Source organism: Shinella yambaruensis (genome assembly GCF_022899355.1).
Classification (GTDB): Bacteria; Pseudomonadota; Alphaproteobacteria; order Rhizobiales; family Rhizobiaceae; genus Shinella; species Shinella yambaruensis.
Genome location: NZ_JALJCK010000010.1, coordinates 35768 through 54044, shown reverse-complemented (window position 1 = coordinate 54044; position 18277 = coordinate 35768). Strand labels below are relative to the sequence as shown.

The window sequence follows — 18277 nt, the reverse complement described above, 5'->3', positions numbered from 1 at the left end:
CGGTCACTCCGCCGCCTGGGGTTCTGCCGCCGCGAAGGCGCGCGCCTCTTCCGCCGCCTTCGCCTTGTGATATTCCCGGCGCCGCTCGACGAACTGCCGCACGGTGCCGACGATGCCCTTCGGCAGGAAGAGCGTGACGAGAATGAAGAGGCCGCCGAGCGCGAAGAGCCAGAATTCCGGGAACGCCGCGGTGAAGACGCTTTTTCCCCCGTTGACGAGGATCGCCCCGACGATGGGGCCGATCAGCGTGCCGCGCCCGCCGACCGCCGTCCAGATGACGACCTCGATGGAGTTCGCCGGATCGAATTCGCCGGGATTGATGATGCCGACCTGCGGCACATAGAGCGCGCCGGCAACGCCCGCCATCATCGCCGAGACCACGAAGGCGAAGAGTTTCACATGTTCGACCCGGTAGCCGAGGAAGCGCGTGCGGCTTTCCGCATCGCGCACCCCGACGAGGATCTTTCCGTATTTCGAGCGCACGATGCCGGAGGTGATCACCAGCGAGAGGGCGAGCGCGACGGCGGAGGCGGCGAAAAGCGCGGAGCGCGTGCCCTGCGACTGGATGTTGAAGCCTAAAATATCCTTGAAGTCGGTGAGGCCGTTGTTGCCGCCGAAACCCATGTCGTTGCGGAAGAAGGCGAGCAGCAGGGCGAAGGTCATCGCCTGGGTGATGATCGAGAGATAGACGCCGTTGACGCGCGAGCGGAAGGCGAACCAGCCGAAGACGAAGGCGAGCAGGCCCGGCGCCAGCACCGCCATCAGCGCGGCGAACCAGAACATGTCGAAGCCGTGCCAGAACCAGGGCAGTTCCTTCCAGTTGAGGAAGACCATGAAATCCGGCAGCAGCGGATTGCCGTAGGAGCCGCGCGCGCCGATCTGGCGCATCAGGTACATGCCCATGGCATAGCCGCCGAGCGCGAAGAAGGCGGCGTGTCCCAGAGAGAGGATGCCGCAGAAGCCCCAGACGAGATCGAGCGCCAGCGCCAACAGCGCATAGGTGAGGTACTTGCCGAACAGCGAGACGATATAGGTCGGCACGTGCAGCGGGTGATCGGGCGCCGTCAGAAGATTCAGCGCGGGCACGAGGGCGGCGAGCGTGAGCAGGATCGCGACCGTGACGACGATGTTGCGCCCGAGGGCTTTTGCGAGAAACGAGGTGATCATGCTTCCACCGCCCTGCCCTTGAGTGCGAAGAGCCCGCGCGGCCGCTTCTGGATGAAGAGGATGATGAGCACGAGCACGAGGATCTTTCCGAGCACCGCGCCGGCATAGGGCTCCAGCACCTTGTTGAGGATGCCGAGCGAGAAGGCGCCGACCAGCGTGCCCCAGAGATTGCCGACCCCGCCGAAGACCACGACCATGAAGCTGTCGATGATGTAGCCCTGGCCGAGGTTGGGCGAAACGTTGTCGATCTGCGAGAGCGCGACGCCGGCGATGCCCGCGATGCCCGAGCCGAGCGCGAAGGTGAGCGCGTCGACCCACGGCGTCCTGATGCCCATGGAGGAGGCCATGCGGCGGTTCTGGGTGACGGCGCGCATCTGCAGGCCCATCGGCGTCTTCTTCAGGAGGAAGAGCAGGAAGGCGAAGACGGCGAGCGAGAAGAGGATGATCCACATGCGGTTCCAGGTGACCGTGAGGCCGCCGAGCTCGAAGGCGCCGGACATCCAGGACGGGTTGCCGACCTCCTGGTTGGTCGGGCCGAAGATCGAACGCACGGCCTGCTGGAGGATCAGCGAGACGCCCCAGGTGGCGAGCAGCGTTTCGAGCGGCCGGCCGTAGAGGAAGCGGATGATGCCGCGCTCCATGACGAGGCCGACCGCGCCGGTGACGAGGAAGGCGAGCGGCAGGGCGATGGCCAGCGACCAGTCGAACAGGCCGGGAAAGGAGGTGCGGATGACCTGCTGCACGACGAAGGTCGTGTAGGCCCCGAGCATGACCATCTCGCCATGCGCCATGTTGATGATGCCCATCACGCCGAAGGTGATGGCAAGGCCGATGGCGGCGAGCAAGAGCACCGAGCCGAGCGACAGGCCGTACCAGATGTTCTGGCCGGCCGCCCAGAGCGCAAGCTGGTCCTCGATCTGCTGGATGCCGATCTCGATATCGGGACGCAGGCTTTCGTCGGCGGAGGCGAGCGCGGCGGAGAGCAGCGAAAGCGAATCCCGCCCGCCGGTCTGGGCCACCGTGGCGACGGCCGCCTTCTTCTCCGCCACGGGGCGATCGGACACCAGGATGGCAGCGGCGCGGGCCTTTTCGAGCATCGCCTTCACCGCGCCGTCGGTTTCCGCGGCAAGCGCCGTCTCCACGCCATCGAGCGCGTCGGCGGTCGGCGTGCGCAGGATCGTGCCGGCGGCTTGAAGACGCACGGAAGTATCGGGGCTCATTAGCGTCAGCCCGCCGAGCGCGCCGCGGATGACCCGACGCAAGCCGTTGTTGACCTTGACCTTTTCCAGCGCGGCCTTGGCCTCCTCGCCAACCTCATCGCCGGTCAGCGCGTCGATCAGCTTGAAATTGGCGCCGGCCGGCTTGACGATGAACACGGTGCCATCGGCCTTGCGCTGGTAGAGATCGCCCTCGGCAAGCGCTTCGAGCGCCGGCACGATCTTGGGGTCGCCCGTCTTCGCCAGCGCCTCGACCTGCTTCTGGTTCTGCTGGAAACTGCCGCCGCCGAGCGCGTCGACCATGGCACGAAGGTCATCGGCGGCGCGGAGATCGGTCGCCATGAGGCAGAAGGCAATGAGCAGGCATTGCAGGAAACGATGGATGAGCCGCGCTTGCATCTCATGGCCTCGAAGCGTTGGGTGATGTGGCCATCCCGAGCGTCGGGATGGCGGTTCGTCGGGAAGACCCTCTCTGCCTGCCGGGCAATGGCATGTGGCAGGACGATGCCGCATCCCCTTCTCCCCCGGGGGGAGAAGGTGGCCCGAAGGGTCGGATGAGGGGGTGAGACGAGTGGATCATTTTGATCTTTCGCGCCTGCGACCTCCCCCTCATCCGCCTGCCGGCACCTTCTCCCCCCAGGGGAGAAGGAGAATCGTGGCGACGGTTACATTCCATAAGCGATTGCCCTGCCCTTGAGGGAGAGAACCAGGGAAACTTGCACTTTCAGCTTGAGGAGAAGGGTTTTCCGTCCTTCCCTCTCAACCCCTCAGATCACGACCCCTTGCCACCGCACTTGCCGGTGGCGACGTTGAAGTTGCCGCATTCCATGGGCTTGCGCCAATCGGCGATCAGGTCCTTGGAGTCCGGCAGGAAATCCGACCATTCGTCGCCGACGACGAGGCCGGAGGTCTGCCAGACGGTCTCGAACTGGCCGTCGGCCTGGATCTCGCCGATCAGCACCGGCTTGGTGATGTGGTGGTTCGGCATCATGGTGGAATAGCCGCCGGACAGGTTCGGCACGGAGACGCCGATCATCGCGTCGAGCACGGCGTCCGTATCGGTCGTGCCGGCCTTTTCCACGGCCTTCAGCCACATGTTGAAGCCGATGTAATGGGCTTCCATCGGGTCGTTGGTGACGCGCTTGTCGTTCTTGGTGAACGCCTTCCACGTCTTGATGAACTCGGCGTTGGCCGGGTTGTCGACGGACTGGAAGTAGTTCCAGGCGGCGAGATGCCCGACCAGCGGACCGGTGTCGAGGCCGGCAAGCTCTTCCTCGCCGACCGAGAAGGCGACGACCGGGATGTCCTCGGCCTTGACGCCCTGGTTGCCGAGCTCCTTGTAGAAGGGAACGTTGGCGTCGCCGTTGATGGTCGAGACGACGGCGGTCTTCTTGCCGGCCGAGCCGAATTTCTTGATGTCGGAGACGATCGTCTGCCAGTCGGAATGGCCGAACGGCGTGTAGTTGATCATGATGTCCTCGGGCTTCACGCCCTTGGAGATCAGGTAGGCTTCGAGGATCTTGTTGGTGGTGCGCGGATAGACGTAGTCCGTACCCGCAAGCACCCAGCGCTCGACTTCCTCGTTCTCCATCAGGTAGTCGACGGCGGGGATCGCCTGCTGGTTCGGCGCCGCGCCCGTGTAGAAGACGTTGCGCTGGCTCTCCTCGCCCTCGTACTGCACGGGGTAGAAGAGGATCGAGTTCAGCTCCTCGAAGACCGGCAGCACGGACTTGCGCGACACGGACGTCCAGCAGCCGAAGACGGCCGAGACCTTGTTGACCGAGACCAGCTCGCGGGCCTTTTCGGCGAAGAGCGGCCAGTCGGACGCCGGATCGACGACGACGGCTTCGAGCTTCTTGCCGAGCAGGCCGCCCTTCTTGTTCTGCTCCTCGATGAGCATCAGCATGGCGTCCTTGAGGGTCGTCTCGGAAATCGCCATGGTGCCGGAAAGCGAATGCAGGATGCCGACCTTGATCGTGTCGTCGGCCGCGAACGCGCCATGAAAGGCCGTCGTCGAGAGAATGGCTGCGAGCAGTGCGCCGGTGGCGCGCGCCTTGATGGACATGGTCTGAACCCCTCTGTTCTTTTGACCGCAACGGGGCGGATTGGTTTTTTAGCCGTTGCTGGAGGGGACTATCGGCCCGGCATGCTGCGCTGCACATACGTCATATTGCGTAGATGGGAGGGAGAAGCGGGAAGTTTTTGCGGCGCAGCAGGAATTTCGGGGGCGGTACATGTGTGCTACGAAAGGTCAGTGTGTTGGGCGGGCACCGCCCTCTCCTCCGTCATCCTCGGGCTTGACCCGAGGATCCAAAGCCGCGGGTGCCGTGTGGATCCTCGGGTCAAGCCCGAGGATGACGGAGAGTGGGGACATGGCGCGCCACAACGCACCCAAAGAGGGCCGGGTGAACACGGCCCACCAGACAACCGAGGGGAATGACAGCAACACATGGCCGCACGCCAGCGCATCATCCCGATCCGCCGCGAATACAATCGCTGGGTCGCCAACCAGACGCTGGAGGACTATGCGCTGCGCTTCACCGCCAAGAGCGCGCGGCGCTTTTCGTCCGACCGCATCTCGCAGACGGCCATCGGGGCAATCTCCTTCCTCGCGCTGGAGGCCATCGGCGGCGCGATCACCATGTCCTACGGCACGACCAACGCGCTTGCCGCCATCCTCGTCGCCAGCCTGATGATCCTCCTCGTCGGCCTGCCGATCAGCCGCTACGCCATCCGCCACGGCGTCGACATCGACCTTCTCACCCGCGGCGCGAGCTTCGGCTATATCGGCTCCACGCTGACCTCGCTGATCTATGCGAGCTTCACCTTCATCCTCTTCGCCATCGAGGCGTCGATCATGTCCGGCGCGCTGGAGCTGGCGCTCGGCATACCGCTCTGGATCGGCTACATCATCTCCTCCGTGGTGGTGATCCCGCTGGTCACGCACGGCGTGCAGCTCATCTCGCGCTTCCAGCTCGTCACCCAGCCGTTCTGGATCGTGCTCAACATCCTGCCCTTCGTCTTCATCGCCTTCGCGGACTGGGAAAAGGTCGGCGCGTGGCTCGCCTATTCGGGCCTCAATCATCCCTCCGGCCCGCCCGGCACCTATGCGCCCTTCACCCTCGTTGAGTTCGGCGCGGCCTCGGCGGTCATCTTCGCGCTGATGGCGCAGATCGGCGAGCAGGTCGACTTTTTGCGCTTCCTGCCGCCGGACGGGCAGAGGAAGCTGCACCACCGCATCGCCGTCTTCCTCGCCGGCTCCGGCTGGGTCATCGTCGGCGCGCCGAAGCTGATCGCCGGTTCCTTCCTCGTCGTGCTGGCGCTCTCGACAGGCGTGCCCTCGACGCGCGCGGCCGATCCGGCGCAGATGTACTACACCGCCTTCGGCTACATGCTGCCGTGGGATAGCGCAGCGCTGCTGCTGATGGTCGCCTTCGTGGTGGTCTCGCAGCTGAAGATCAACGTGATGAACGCCTATGCGGGCTCGCTCGCCTGGTCGAATTTCTTCTCGCGCCTGACGCACAGCCATCCCGGCCGTGTCGTCTGGCTGGTCTTCAACGTGGCGATCGCGCTGCTTTTGATGGAGCTCGGCATCTACCGGCTGCTGGAAGAAACGCTCGGCGTCTTCTCCATCGTCGCCATGGCCTGGCTCTGCACCATCTCGGCCGACCTCTTCGTCAACAAGCCGCTCGGCCTCTCGCCGCCCGGCATCGAGTTCAAGCGGGCGCATCTCTACGACATCAACCCGGTCGGCCTCGGCGCGATGAGCTTTTCCGCCGTCGTCGCCCTCGTCGCGCATTTCGGCGCCTTCGGCGAAATCCCCGCCTCGCTCGCCCCCTATATCGCCGCCGTCGCGGCCTTCCTCGCCTCGCCGCTGATCGCCTGGGGGACGGGCGGCAAATATTACCTCGCGCGAAAGCCGCGCCGCAGCTGGGCGCAACGCGACACCATCACCTGCTCGATCTGCGAACACCCGTTCGAGCCGGAGGACATGGCCTGGTGCCCGGCCTATGCCGCGCCGATCTGCTCGCTGTGCTGTTCGCTCGACAGCCGCTGCCACGACCTCTGCAAGCCGAAGGCGCGCTTCAACGCGCAGGTCGCGGGCGTCGCCAAAACCATCCTGCCGGAGCCGGTGACGACGGCGCTCGCCACCCGCCTCGGCCGCTACGGCATCGCGACGGCCCTGTCGATCACCGGCATGGGCGTCATCCTCGCGATGATCGCCCACCAGGTCGGCACCGGCTCGCCGGAGACGGCGGCGGTGGTGGAGCGCACGATCGCCGTGGTCTTCTTCGTCTTCGCCGTGGTGGCCGGCGTCGTCTGCTGGTTCTATGTGCTGGCGCATGACAGCCGCGTCGTCGCGGAAGAAGAATCCTCGCGCCAGACGACGCTTCTCCTGAAGGAAATCGCCGCGCACAAGAAAACGGACGCCGCGCTTCAGCAGGCGAAGGAGACGGCGGAAGCGGCGAACCGCGCCAAGAGCCGCTACGTCGTCGGCCTCAGCCATGAATTGCGCACGCCGCTCAATGCCGTGCTCGGCTATGCGCAGGTGCTGGAGCGCGACGAGAGCATCCCGCCGCAGCGCCAGGGCGCGATCCGCGTCATCAAGCGCAGCGCGGATCACCTTTCCGGCCTCATCGACGGCCTGCTCGACATTTCCAAGATCGAGGCGGGAAAGCTGCAGGTCTATTCGAACGAGATCAACATCCACGATTTCCTCGACCAGATCATCGAAATGTTCCGCCCGCAGGCGCAGGCCAAGGGCGTCGCCTTCACCCATGAGCGCGCGAAAAACCTGCCGGCCTATGTGCGCACCGATGAAAAGCGCCTGCGCCAGATCCTTGTGAACCTCATCTCCAACGCGCTGAAATTCACCGACAGCGGCACGATCCGCCTCGACGTTTCCTATCGCAGCCAGGTCGCCACCTTCACGGTGGCCGACAGCGGCCGCGGCATCCTCGAAAAGGACCTTTCCCGCATCTTCGAGCCCTTCCAGCGCGGCGATGCCGAACACGGCCGCATGCCGGGCCTCGGCCTCGGCCTCACCATCACGCGCCTGCTCACCCAGACGCTCGGCGGCGAGATCGCCGTGACGAGCGAGCGCGGCAGGGGCACGGAATTCCGCGTGCGGCTGATGCTCTCGGCCGTCGACCGCCCGACGGCGCCGAAGGTGCGCCACATCAAGGGCTATACGGGGCGGCGGCGCACCATCCTCGTCGTCGACGACAATGCCGACCACCGAAACCTGATGGAGGAGGTACTGCGGCCGCTCGATTTCACCGTGCTGACGGCGAAGGGCGGCGCGGAATGCCTCGCCCTCGTCGAGGGGCTGAGGCCGGACCTCTTCCTCATCGACATCTCCATGCCGGGCATGAACGGCTGGGAACTGGTGGAGCGGCTGCGCGCCCTCGGCCAGCCCGGCCCGGTCGTCATGCTCTCGGCCAATATCGGCGACGGCTCGGCCGCCGCCTCCGAGACCGGGCACAACGACACGCTGGCCAAGCCCTTCGACCTGCGCCAGCTTACCGACAAGCTCGCGCTCCACATGGGGCTCGAATGGACCTACCATGGCGAGGCACGGGCGGAGGAACCGGCGCGCACCCATATCGTCATCCCGGAACGGGACGACGTGGAAGAGTTGATCCGGCTCGGCGAGATCGGCTATGTGCGGGGCATAGAGGCGAAACTGGCCGAAATCGCCCGCACGCCGAAACACCAGCCCTTCACGGAGGCGGTGCGCGCCTATGTGCAGGTGTTCGATCTTGCCGGCTACGACGCCTTCCTGAAAACCATGGACCCGGAGAAAGGACGCCGCCCGTGACGGAACCGGCCACCCCGCGCGACATCGTCCTGCTCGTCGACGATTCCCCCGAAGCGCTCGGCTTCCTGACGGAGGCGCTGGAGCAATCCGGCTTTTCCGTGCTGATCGCCACATCCGGCACGGCGGCGCTCAACATCGTCGACCGCATCACACCCGACATCATCCTGCTCGACGCCGTGATGCCCGGCATGGACGGGTTCGAGACCTGCCTGAAGCTGAAGGCCAACCCGGCCGTCAGCCCCGTGCCCGTCGTCTTCATGACCGGCCTCACCGAGACGGAGCACGTGGTGCGGGCGCTGGAGGCCGGCGGCGTCGATTACCTTACCAAGCCGATCAACATCGACGAACTGCGCGCCCGCATCCGGGTGCATCTCTCCAACGCCCGCTCCGCCCAGAGCGCGCGGGTGGCGCTCGATGCGGCGGGCCGGCATCTGCTGGCCGTCAGCGGCGAGGGAAAGATCCGCTGGTCGACGCCGCAGGCGACCCGCCTCGTCAACGCCGCGACGGGCAGCGACGACGGCCTCGACGCGGTCTCGACCCATATCAACGCCTGGATGAAGACCCGCGGCACCGTGCGCGAAAACAGTTTCGCGATCCGCCAGGCGGGCCAGGCAAGCCTGCAGCTCGCCTTTCTCGGCGCGATCGGCGCGGACGAATATCTCTTCCGCCTCACCGCCGAAAACCGGCTTTCCGAGGACGAGGTGCTGCGCCAGCATTTTGCGCTGACGCACCGCGAATCCGAGGTGCTGCTGTGGATCGCCAAGGGCAAGTCGAACCGGGATATCGGCGAAATCCTCGGCCTCAGCGCCCGCACGGTGACCAAGCACCTCGAACAGATCTACGTGAAGCTCGGCGTGGAAAACCGCGCCTCGGCGGCGGTGAAGGCCGCCCATGTGCTGCACGAGGTCTGACGACGGACAGGCGGCTTCCCGTGCGCCATGAGCTGGGTTGATGGCCACCAGCAGTCGTATGGAATCGAACCAGGGCTGAGCTGGCCGTCGATGCGCCCGCGGCCATGGGCGAAACGGATCGCCATTCCGGCCAAAACCCCGTCACGAACCGTTGCAGGCGCCGTCCTGGCCGACGCCCGGCGCGGCCAGCATCGGCAGGAAACCGTGAAGCCAGACGCCGAAGCTTGCCGCCCAGAGCACCGCGCTGATGGCATGGTGCAGGGGCGCAAGGCCGGCGGCGAAGGCGAATTCGGGAAGGACGCGGACGAACGCGGCGGCGACCATCAGCAAGGCCGCCCCGTGGGCCTGCCTTGGCAGATGCAGGAGATCGCGGCCGGTATGCCGCAGGCCGGCGATGACCAGCACGGCCATCACCGCGCAGCCGAGCGCCCCGACCGACAGCATGTGCAGGCCGGCGACGGGGGGAAGGTCGAGCCCGAGCCGCGTTGCGCCGAGCGCCAGGAAACCGGCGCCGGCAAAGGCATTGCCGAGGGCGAGAATGACCACCTCGGTCCTGAAGGCGGGGCGGCCGATGAACCATTCCGCCAGCCGGTCGAGGAACGCGGCGCCCGCCGCCAGCGCCAGCCAGGCCGAAACGCCGCTTTCCGGAAAGATCAGGGCCGAGGCCATGTAGAGCACCGTCATCGCCGCGGCCGCATGGCGCCGCCCGGGATGCGGCCTGTAGGGCGTCGTCTCGCCGGTCGGATCCAGCGCAAGGTTGATCACCACGACATTGATGCGCGAGGCGGACAGCGAAAACAGCACGATGAAGATGCAGAGCGCCGTTTCCAGCAGGCGGGCGGAGAGCGCGACATCGCCGACGAACCAGCCGTAGCGCACGCCCGCCGCCACCGCGGCGAAGGAAAGCAGCCAGAACAGGAAGGCGAGATGCTTCGTCGTGCGGCGCTCCAGCATCGCCCGGCCGATCAGGGCGGAAAGCGCGACCAGGAAGGCAAGGTCGAAGACGGCGGCCACTAGGCTCAGCGCATCCGCCCCCACCGCGCCGACCAGGCGCGCCGGCAGCCAGAGGGCGGCAAGGCAAAACAACGCCCTGCCCCGTGGCGGGCTGGTATCGGTCCATTCCGGCACGGCCGAGCCGAGGAAGCCGGCGAGCGCCATGCCGTAGGTGCCGAAGATCATTTCATGCGCATGCCACTGCGAGGACGGGATGTCGGAGGAAAAAGGCAGCTCGTAGCCGCCCAAGACCACCCAGAGGAACGGCAGCAGCGCGCCATGGGCGGCGGCCAGGGGAAAGAACAGCCGCAGCGCTTCGGCAAGGATCGGCCGCTCCCTCATCGCGCCCGCTCCGTCGCCGAGAAGAGCTCGCCGAAGACGGGATCGCGCGACCATGCCTCCACCTGCTCGAAGATCGCCCGTTCGGAGCGTTCGCCCGGCCGGCCGGCAAGCGCGCGGCTCGCGGCGATGCGTCCGTCCCGGCCCGAGAGAACCGCGATGCGATCGGCCACGCGGACCGCTTCGGCAAGATCGTGCGTCACCAGCAGCACGGAGAAGCCACGGCTGCGGGCGGCGGCGATCAGGAGGTCCTGAAGATGGCGGCGCAGGCCGACATCCGTCGCGCTGAACGGTTCATCGAGGAACAGCATGTCGGGATCGACGGCGAGCGCCCGCGCCACGTTCGCCCGCTGCCGCATGCCGCCGGAAAGCTCCGCGGGGTATTTTGTGAAGTCAGCCTCTTCCAGGCCGACGGAGAGCGCGAGGCGCTCCGCCGTCCTGCGGCGCGCCGCCTTCCCCTCGCCCCTTGCCGCAAGGCCGTAGGCGATATTGTCCGTCAGCGTCATCCACGGCAGCAGGCGCGGTTCCTGGAACACCACCGCCTGACGGCGGTATCCGCGCAAAACCCGCCCCTTGACCGGCTCGACGATGCCGGCGGCGATCTGCAGGAGGGTCGTCTTGCCGCTGCCGGACGGGCCGAGCAGCGCCACGGCCTCGCCCTTGCCGATGGCAAGGTCGAAATCCTCGAAGAGGCTGCGCCCGAGAAAGGCGTGCCCGACGCGGGAGAAGGTGAGCGCGGGGCTTTGCCTCATCGCTTCACGCCCCAGGGAAGGCCGGCGCTGCGCCAGCGCTCCGCGGCCTCGCGCACCACATGCAGCACGCCATAGTCGGTGGCGAGCGCGAGGATGACGGTGATCGCCAGCCAAGCCGTGACGAGCGGGATGTCGAAAAGCGCGCGTGCCGTCGCCAGCTCGCCGCCGATGCCGCCGGAATTGGAGAGAAGCTCCGCCATCACCGTGACCTTCCAGGCGCTGCCGGCCGTCGTCGTCCAGGCGGGAAAGAGGTAGGAGAGCACATGCGGCAGGGTGATCGTGCGCAGCCGGTAGGCCCATGAGGCGCCGAAGGACTGGGCCATGATGTCGAGCTGCCGGTCGCGCTTGGCGACGCCTTCGAGCGCGCCCGCGAAGGAGAGCGGCGCGGAGGCGATGACCACCGTCATGACGGCCGTGCCGCCGGACGAGCCGAACCAGATCAGCGCCAGCACGATCCAGCCGATCGGCGGCACGCCCAGCATGACCGTGACCACCGGCTTCATCAGCCGCATGGCGGCGAAGGAATAGCCGGCGACGAGGCCGGCCGCCGTGCCGGTCACGGCGGCGAGCGCGAAGCCCGAAAGCGCCCGGCCGGCACTCTGCGACAGGATCGTCCAGAAATCCGGCCGCGCGGCGAGCGCGTCGATGGCTGCTGCCGTTTCCGCCGGCGACGGCAGGATGAAGGAGCCGTAGATCTCGTGCCCGGCCTGCCAGACGGCGAGGAAACAGAAGATGCCGGCAAGGCCCGCCCATCCGGCCCACAGATAGCGCCCCGTCCAGCCGAGGCCGGCGAGAACATGGCTCATCGCATCACACCAGATAGAATCCGTCGCCCGGCAGCTTGCCGCCGATGATCGCCGGATTGGCCTTGGCCAGCACGCCGTAGAAGCCTTCGAGGGTCTGCCTCGCCGCGCTGGCGGGGATTGCGCTCAGGTGGCTGGTCGGGAAGGATGCGGCGATGATCTCCGGCGGGAAACCGAGCGCGTCCGCGACGGCATTCGCCGCGGCCTCGGGATCGGCCAGCGCATCGGCGAGCGCGGCCTCGATCGCCGTCTGCAGGGCGTGGGCGCCTTCCTTGCCGAGCGCCTGCTGCACCTCGGTCGTCAGCGCGAGCCCGGCCTGCGGGATCTCCGACGTGCCCGCGACGGCCTGCCATTCCGCCTGGACGTCGATGGCGCGGTAGACGGTCATGAAGAGCGATTTCGCCTTGATGATGACGCCGGTCGCCGCCGGTTCGCTGAGGAGAGCGGCATCGACGCGGCCGGTCAGGAGCAGTTGCACCGCCTCGGGCGGCGAGGCGGTATATTCGAGCGTCACGTCGCCCTCTCCCAGCCCCGCCTGTGCCAGAAGCCGTGCCATCACGAAATCCGGCATGTCGTTCTTGAACGGCAGGGCGAGCGTCCTGCCCTTGAGCCCGGCGACCGTCTTCAGGCTCTCGTCCTTCGAGACCACGTAGAGGAGGCCGGTGGTCAGCACATCGAGGAGCCCGATGCCGAGGCCCCGGTTGTGCAGGTTGGCGGCGGCATAGCTCGGCATCACCACGGCGCCCATGGAGCCGGAGGCAACGGCGGCGCGCATCTCGTCCGGCGTCTTCCAGGCGCGGAAGACCGCCGAGGGCGCAACGTCCTTCAGGAAGCCGCCCTTGACCGCATGGGCAAGGACGGCGGAGGGCGCGGCCGGCGGACCGTAGAGCGTCAGCGGCGCGGCGGCCCTGAGGATCGCGGGCGCCGCCAGCGTCGTGACCGCGAGCGCGGAGAGGCCGGCAAGAACGTCACGGCGGGTGGGAAGGGTCATGTCCATCGTCCTTTCGTCAGAAACGCGCCTTGATACCGGCGTAGAAGCCGCGGCCATCGCCCGGCAGGTAGACCGCCTGCCCGGGGCCCGCCTGGTCGAGGACCAGGGTGGAGGAGGCATAGGTCTTGTCGAAGAGGTTGGTGACGGCGCCGTAAAGGCTGAAGGCCTCGCTGATGCGGTATTCGGTCTTGAGGTCGACGACCGCATAGGGATCGGCGTAGAGCGTGTTCATGTTGTCGACGGGCGTCTTTGCCGGGACCCATTGCAGGGCCGCGCCGATATCCCAGTCCTCCGCCACCGCATATTGCAGCGCGAGGTGGACGACATGGCGGGGCGCGCCGGCGAGGCGATTGTCGCCGCGCACCGGATCGTCGTCGAAGCGGAAGTCCTGGAACGTATAGGCAAGCCGGCCCGTGAGCGCCTGCACGATCTCGCCGGAGACGCCGAGCTCCAGTCCCGCATGGATCGTCCGGTCGGCATTGACGGCGGCCAGCAGCGAACCGCTGCTGTCACGCAGGCTGAGAAGCTCGTCGTCCACCCAGGAATAGTAGGCGACGGCATCGACGCTCCACGTCTCGTAGCTGCCCCGCCAGCCGATCTCGACGGTGGTCGCGGTCTGGGCGTCGAGGTCAGGCGTGGAGAAGCCGGTCGCCGAACTGTTGGGCGTGCCGCCCATGGTGCCGAGCAGGTCGTCATGGGTCGGCGGCTCGAAGCTGCGGCTGATCGCGGCGAACAGCAGGTTGCTTTCGTCGGGCCGCCAGCTTGCGGCCAGCGCCGGCGACCAGCCGCTATAGCTTCGGTCATAGCTCGTATCGACCGCCGGAATTCTCGACAGGACCGGCCCGCCGGGCGTGAAGCCCAGCCACGGGCGGGTCGCCGTGCCCCAGAGATCGTCGTTTCCGCGCGTCGCATAGGTGTAGGACAGCGAGGGCGACAGCGTCACCGCATCGCCGACCGGCACATTGAGGCCGGCCGTGAGCGACAGGGTCTTGGCGTCGAGATCGTTCCGGGAGAAGGCCGGCCCGTCGGCGCCGGCGCGATTGATGTTGTAGGTCCGCTCGGCCGAGCCGATGGAATATTGCGCCGTCGTTTCGAAGAGCGGCAGGAGAGCATCCGCATCCGGCTGGTAGGCATAGCGCAGGAGGCCGGTCAGGTCGCCGCCCTCCGTGCGGCGCACGCCGCTCGACACGGGGAAGCGGAACATGTCCTCGGTATAGGTGTAGCCGAGCCCGATATCGAACAGGTGGTCGTCCAGCACGATGGAGGTGCGCGAGCCGATGAGGAACTGGGTGGCCTCGCGGCGCGGCCTGTCGCGCTCGACATTGGGGCCGAGGCTGGTCGGCGGGCCGAGCGAGATCTGCGTCGGGTCGGCGTTCAGCGCGCTCAGCGTCAGGGGACCGGAAACGTCGAAGCCGAGATCGGTATAGCCGATGAAGGCGCGCGTCGTGACGCTGTCGGAAATCTCCGCCTCGATCGTGCCGCCGACGCTCGTCCGGCGGGAGCCGTTGTGCCGGCGGAAGCCGTCGCGGCGGCTGCTGTCGATGGAGAAGCTGCCGGCGAAGCGGTCGCTGTCGAAGCCCGTGCGGGCGGAAACCTCCGCCGCGCCGAAACTTCCGCCGCCCGCCGAAACGCTCGTTCCGGCCTCCACCGGCGAGGCGAAGTTGATCGCCCCGCCGAGCACGCTCGCGCCGAGCCGGTTGGCGGTATAACCGCGATAGACCTCGATCAGGCTCGCCTGGCCGGGATTTGCGAGGCCGACGATGTAGGACCCGTCCGCGCGGTTGATCGGCAGGCCGTCCCGCAGGACGAGGATGCCGCGCTCGACCGGGTTCTGCTGCAGGCCTGAGCCGCGGATCTGCACCCGCGGCTGGTCGTTGCCCCCGAAGAAGCGCTGCACGACGACGCCCGGAACGAGGGCGAGCGCTTCGGAAAGTGTCGGCACGGCCCGTACCGCCGGCTCCTCCCCGCCGATGGCCGCCACCCCGCCGGGAATGGCCGCCAGGCGCTCGCGCGCCCTCTGGACCGTGTCGCTCCACCTTGTGCCATCGACCACGACGGCGTCCAGAACCGTGGTCGAGCCGGGTGTCGCCGACTGTGCCAAAGCCCCCGTCGCCGTCCCGGCCAGAAGAACCGCCGTAACGAAACCAAGTCCACCGATGCGCGCCATGATATCCCCGCTCGCCAATTGCCCTGCCATGGGAATTGCACATCCGGGAAACGCCGCTCTTTGCGCTGGCGCAAACAAGAGTCAAAACTTGAGTATTTCACGCATGTTATTGCGGGACAGTGCCGCGCAAGGCGCGCCCAAGCGGCCCCAACGCGATCTATGGCGCGATTTCAACCGTTTCCTGCAATCGCACGAGCTCGAAATCGCTGACGAGAATGTCGATCCTCACGCGCCACCGCCCGGCCAGGGGAAGGATGACGTCCGTGGCCTGCCAGGTCCCGTCGCCCTGCAATGCGGCCCGCCGGCGCATCGGCTCGATGCCCGCTTCCGGGTTCGAGAGCACGAACGTGACCTCCTTCGGGCTGAGGGGCGTGAAGTCGGGCGACAGGATGACGGCGGATAGCCGGACCGGGCCGGCGCGACCCGGCGTGAGGGCGATTTCGGCCATCGCCTTGTCCGAATGGATATGGATCGAGGCCGGCTGCGCCGCCGCGAGCGCCAGTGCGCGCGGCGGCGGCGTGAACCGCCAGGCCGCGGCGACGGCAAGAACCGCAAGGACGATCATGGTCTCCACGATGATCGACCGGACAAGCCGCCGCGTCGCGCCGCGATCCCCGCGCGCGGCGGGCCGGGTGAAAACCCAGCGGTTGAGAGCCACGAGCGAAAACAGGACCGCAAGCAGCGCCATCTTCACCAGAAGCACGGCGCCGTAGGCCGTCGAAAAGAGCGCGCCGAATGCCTGGATCTGGACGACGGCAAGCAGCAGGCCGGCAAGGGCCAGCGCGGCAACGCAGGCCGGGATCAGGCGCGAAAACCGGTCAAGCGCCTGCCGGCCGGCATCGCCGCCCCGCCGCACGGCACAGGCCAGCGGCAGGAGGGCGCCGATCCAGACGGCGATCGTGATCGCATGCACGAAGACGGCGGGTTGCGTCAGCCATTGCGGCGCGGCCGAACTTGCATGGCCGCTCAACGCCAGGGCCCCGCCTCCGGCGAGGAGAGACGCAAGGGATGCCGCACGACCGGCGAATGCCGCGCGAAAGGAGGCAACCACCGCCAGGCAGAAGGCCGCCAGAAGCACGATGACGGTGAGGCCGAAACGCGTGGCGAGACCGGCTTGCCATACCGTCCGGTCCATCAGGCCGGATAGCGGAACGCCGAGCGCATCCAGTCCCTGAAACCCCAGCGAGAGGACGGCCGCCGCCAGGCCGAGCAGCGTTACCCCCCTTATGACGCGCAGGCCATCCGCGCCGCCCGGGATCAGCCAGCGGACGGAAAAGAGGCCGCCGATCCCGAAGAAGAGGCCGACATAGAGCGCGACCCGCGCAAGCCACAGCGCGATCCTGACCGGCCAGTCGGCCGCCGTTTCGGCGACGGGCGGCGCGCTGCTCGGCGCGCCGATCGAAAAGACCGTGGATCCGGCGACCGGATGCCCGTCCTCGGACACGACACGCCAGACAAGGACATGGGTGCCAGCGCCGAGGCCGTCCGGCGGGACGATCTCAAGCACGCGGTCGCGGAGCACGAAAGTCCCGAGCGTCCTTGCCTGCCCGTCCGGCAGGACGAGCCGCAGCACGAGCGGCGAAACCGGCTCGCTGAAGGACAGCGAGAGGCTTTGCGGCGGCGTGTCGACGACCGCGCCATCCGCCGGCACCGACCCCGTCAGGGAGGCATGCGCCATCGCCGCCGCGGCGAGGCAGCACCAGAGGATGCCGGCCAGGAATACCTGGATACAGGCTCGGCCAGGATGGTCCCGCACGAACGCCCTCCGAACGACAGATGCGGCCGGCACCCCGATGGCGCCGGCCTTCACGGAGCCAGAGCGTTTGCGCCGTTCTTCAAATCGCAAAGACACCCCCGCCTCCTTTTTCGCCGCAATCTTGCACGCAAGACCGCGTCATGCCTTTTCTGGAACAGCCTTTAATGGCCGCCTGCGGCCTCGACCAGCTTCACGCCGGGCGCGGGAAGCTCGAGATCATCGGCCGACTGGCCTTCGGCGGGGATCTCGATCCAGCGCTCGGCCATGCCGTCGGGGCACTCCTGCACCACGGGGAAATACAGCGTTTCGCCCGCCTTCAGGTCCTTCGTCAGATAGACCCGCAGCACGAACTCGTCATATTCGTCATCGCCGAGGCTGCCGCCGCTCCATACGATTTCCTTCACGCCTTCGCTGGTCGGCGTGCCGTGGTAGTCGTAGGATTTCGCATAGGCGCCCTTGATCTTTTCAAGCGTCCAGCCGGCCTTCGGCTGCGGCTTGACCGCGATCACGCCCTCCGGGATCTGCACGCGGAGCACATTCGTCGGCCTGCCTTCGCAGCCATGCGGCACCTGGAGGATCGCGCGATAGGTCGAACCGACCGGCGCCTCCTTCGATTGCAGCGAGACATGGGCAAGGGCGGCTCCGGAACCGATGGCAAGGACGGCAACGGTTGCAAGCATTCTTTTCAGCATAGTCAGTCTCCATGAAGCCGGTCATCCCTGCCGGCAAGGTTTGATGGAATAAAAATTGGAAGGCGCGATCGCGGAGCGCCCGGCGGGGCGCCGACGACAGGACGGACGGGAGCCGGGAGGCACAGCAATGCGCATCATGCGTGCGTGGAGAACGGGAGCCTCGCGGCGCCCCCTGCCCCGTCGGCCAATATGGCTCGGGCAGGCGCATCGTCACGGTCGCCAGCGGGTGCCGGCCCGGCGGTCAGGCGATGGCGGGAGGGCCGCGCGGATGTCCGGGGAGAGCGTCGTGCGCTGAGGGGACCATGTCGCCATACCCATCGAGAATCCGCTGCGATGGCTGGGCGCGCGGATTGAACAGGATGGGAACGGAGCGGTGGGTCGGAACGAAGGCCGCGGCCATGCCGCAGGCAAGCGTGCAGCAATCGGGAGCGAGGGAACGCTCCTTGCCCGGCGCGGAGGCCGGTTCCTGCTCCTCGGCATGGCTGATGCAGAGCGGATTGCCGAAGGCATCGACCGGCGAAGCGCCGGCGGCGGCTGCAACGGCAAGGGGGCCGAGAAGCGCCTGCAACGCCATCAGGACGGCGACGGCGAAGGCCACCATTCCAATCCGGCGCTGTTGCAGATGCGTGTTCATCGAAACCTCTCGCGCCAAGGCTTACCAACCAGGC

13 protein-coding genes are annotated in these 18277 nt (G+C 67.3%); 2 read left to right on the top strand and 11 right to left on the bottom strand.

What is annotated here, in order from left to right:
• Positions 1-3 precede the first annotated feature (3 nt).
• The 3 genes from urtC to urtA form a co-directional block, all read right to left on the bottom strand.
• On the bottom strand, positions 4-1167 hold the full coding sequence (gene urtC / locus MUU56_RS22270) for an urea ABC transporter permease subunit UrtC (RefSeq protein WP_244769467.1): 1164 nt from the start codon (positions 1165-1167) through the stop codon (positions 4-6).
• The gene (urtB, locus tag MUU56_RS22265) at positions 1164-2768 is read right to left on the bottom strand and encodes an urea ABC transporter permease subunit UrtB (protein WP_398431539.1); all 1605 of its coding nucleotides are present in this window, start codon (positions 2766-2768) and stop codon (positions 1164-1166) included. Before urtB ends, urtC begins: the two co-directional genes overlap by 4 nt.
• Positions 2769-3156: 388 nt before the next feature.
• Complete coding sequence (gene urtA, locus MUU56_RS22260) at positions 3157-4449, bottom strand: urea ABC transporter substrate-binding protein (protein ID WP_244769466.1); 1293 nt, start codon at positions 4447-4449, stop codon at positions 3157-3159.
• 384 nt (positions 4450-4833) lie between these two features.
• Between urtA and MUU56_RS22255 the strand changes: the two genes are divergently transcribed.
• Both MUU56_RS22255 and MUU56_RS22250 read left to right on the top strand, forming a co-directional pair.
• Positions 4834-8205, top strand: a complete 3372-nt coding sequence (locus tag MUU56_RS22255) for a hybrid sensor histidine kinase/response regulator (protein WP_244769465.1) — start codon at positions 4834-4836, stop codon at positions 8203-8205.
• Complete coding sequence (locus tag MUU56_RS22250; protein WP_244769464.1) at positions 8202-9116, top strand: response regulator transcription factor; 915 nt, start codon at positions 8202-8204, stop codon at positions 9114-9116. Before MUU56_RS22255 ends, MUU56_RS22250 begins: the two co-directional genes overlap by 4 nt.
• 141 nt (positions 9117-9257) lie before the next feature.
• Here the strand turns inward: MUU56_RS22250 and MUU56_RS22245 are convergent, their stop codons facing one another.
• The 8 genes from MUU56_RS22245 to MUU56_RS22210 all read right to left on the bottom strand — a co-directional run bounded on the left by MUU56_RS22245 (position 9258) and on the right by MUU56_RS22210 (position 18243).
• Positions 9258-10451, bottom strand: a complete 1194-nt coding sequence (locus MUU56_RS22245; RefSeq protein ID WP_244769463.1) for an NnrS family protein — start codon at positions 10449-10451, stop codon at positions 9258-9260.
• Positions 10448-11200 carry an ABC transporter ATP-binding protein gene (locus MUU56_RS22240; RefSeq protein ID WP_244769462.1) on the bottom strand — a complete coding sequence of 251 codons (753 nt, stop codon included), beginning with the start codon at positions 11198-11200 and terminating at the stop codon, positions 10448-10450. Before MUU56_RS22240 ends, MUU56_RS22245 begins: the two co-directional genes overlap by 4 nt.
• The gene (locus tag MUU56_RS22235; RefSeq protein ID WP_244769461.1) at positions 11197-12006 is read right to left on the bottom strand and encodes an ABC transporter permease; all 810 of its coding nucleotides are present in this window, start codon (positions 12004-12006) and stop codon (positions 11197-11199) included. The genes MUU56_RS22240 and MUU56_RS22235 overlap by 4 nt, the downstream gene beginning before the upstream one ends.
• A 4-nt stretch (positions 12007-12010) precedes the next feature.
• On the bottom strand, positions 12011-12994 hold the full coding sequence (locus MUU56_RS22230) for an ABC transporter substrate-binding protein (RefSeq protein WP_244769460.1): 984 nt from the start codon (positions 12992-12994) through the stop codon (positions 12011-12013).
• A 16-nt stretch (positions 12995-13010) separates the two neighbouring features.
• The gene (locus tag MUU56_RS22225; protein WP_263193699.1) at positions 13011-15161 is read right to left on the bottom strand and encodes a TonB-dependent receptor family protein; all 2151 of its coding nucleotides are present in this window, start codon (positions 15159-15161) and stop codon (positions 13011-13013) included.
• 157 nt (positions 15162-15318) lie between these two features.
• Positions 15319-16917, bottom strand: coding sequence for a copper resistance CopC/CopD family protein (locus MUU56_RS22220; protein WP_244769458.1), 1599 nt, complete (start codon positions 16915-16917; stop codon positions 15319-15321).
• Positions 16918-17078: 161 nt separating this feature from the next.
• Entirely contained in the window at positions 17079-17609 is a 531-nt protein-coding gene (locus MUU56_RS22215) for a YcnI family copper-binding membrane protein (RefSeq protein WP_244769457.1), read from the bottom strand.
• A gap of 241 nt (positions 17610-17850) precedes the next feature.
• Complete coding sequence (locus MUU56_RS22210) at positions 17851-18243, bottom strand: hypothetical protein (RefSeq protein WP_244769456.1); 393 nt, start codon at positions 18241-18243, stop codon at positions 17851-17853.
• Between the last annotated feature and the right edge of the window lie 34 nt (positions 18244-18277).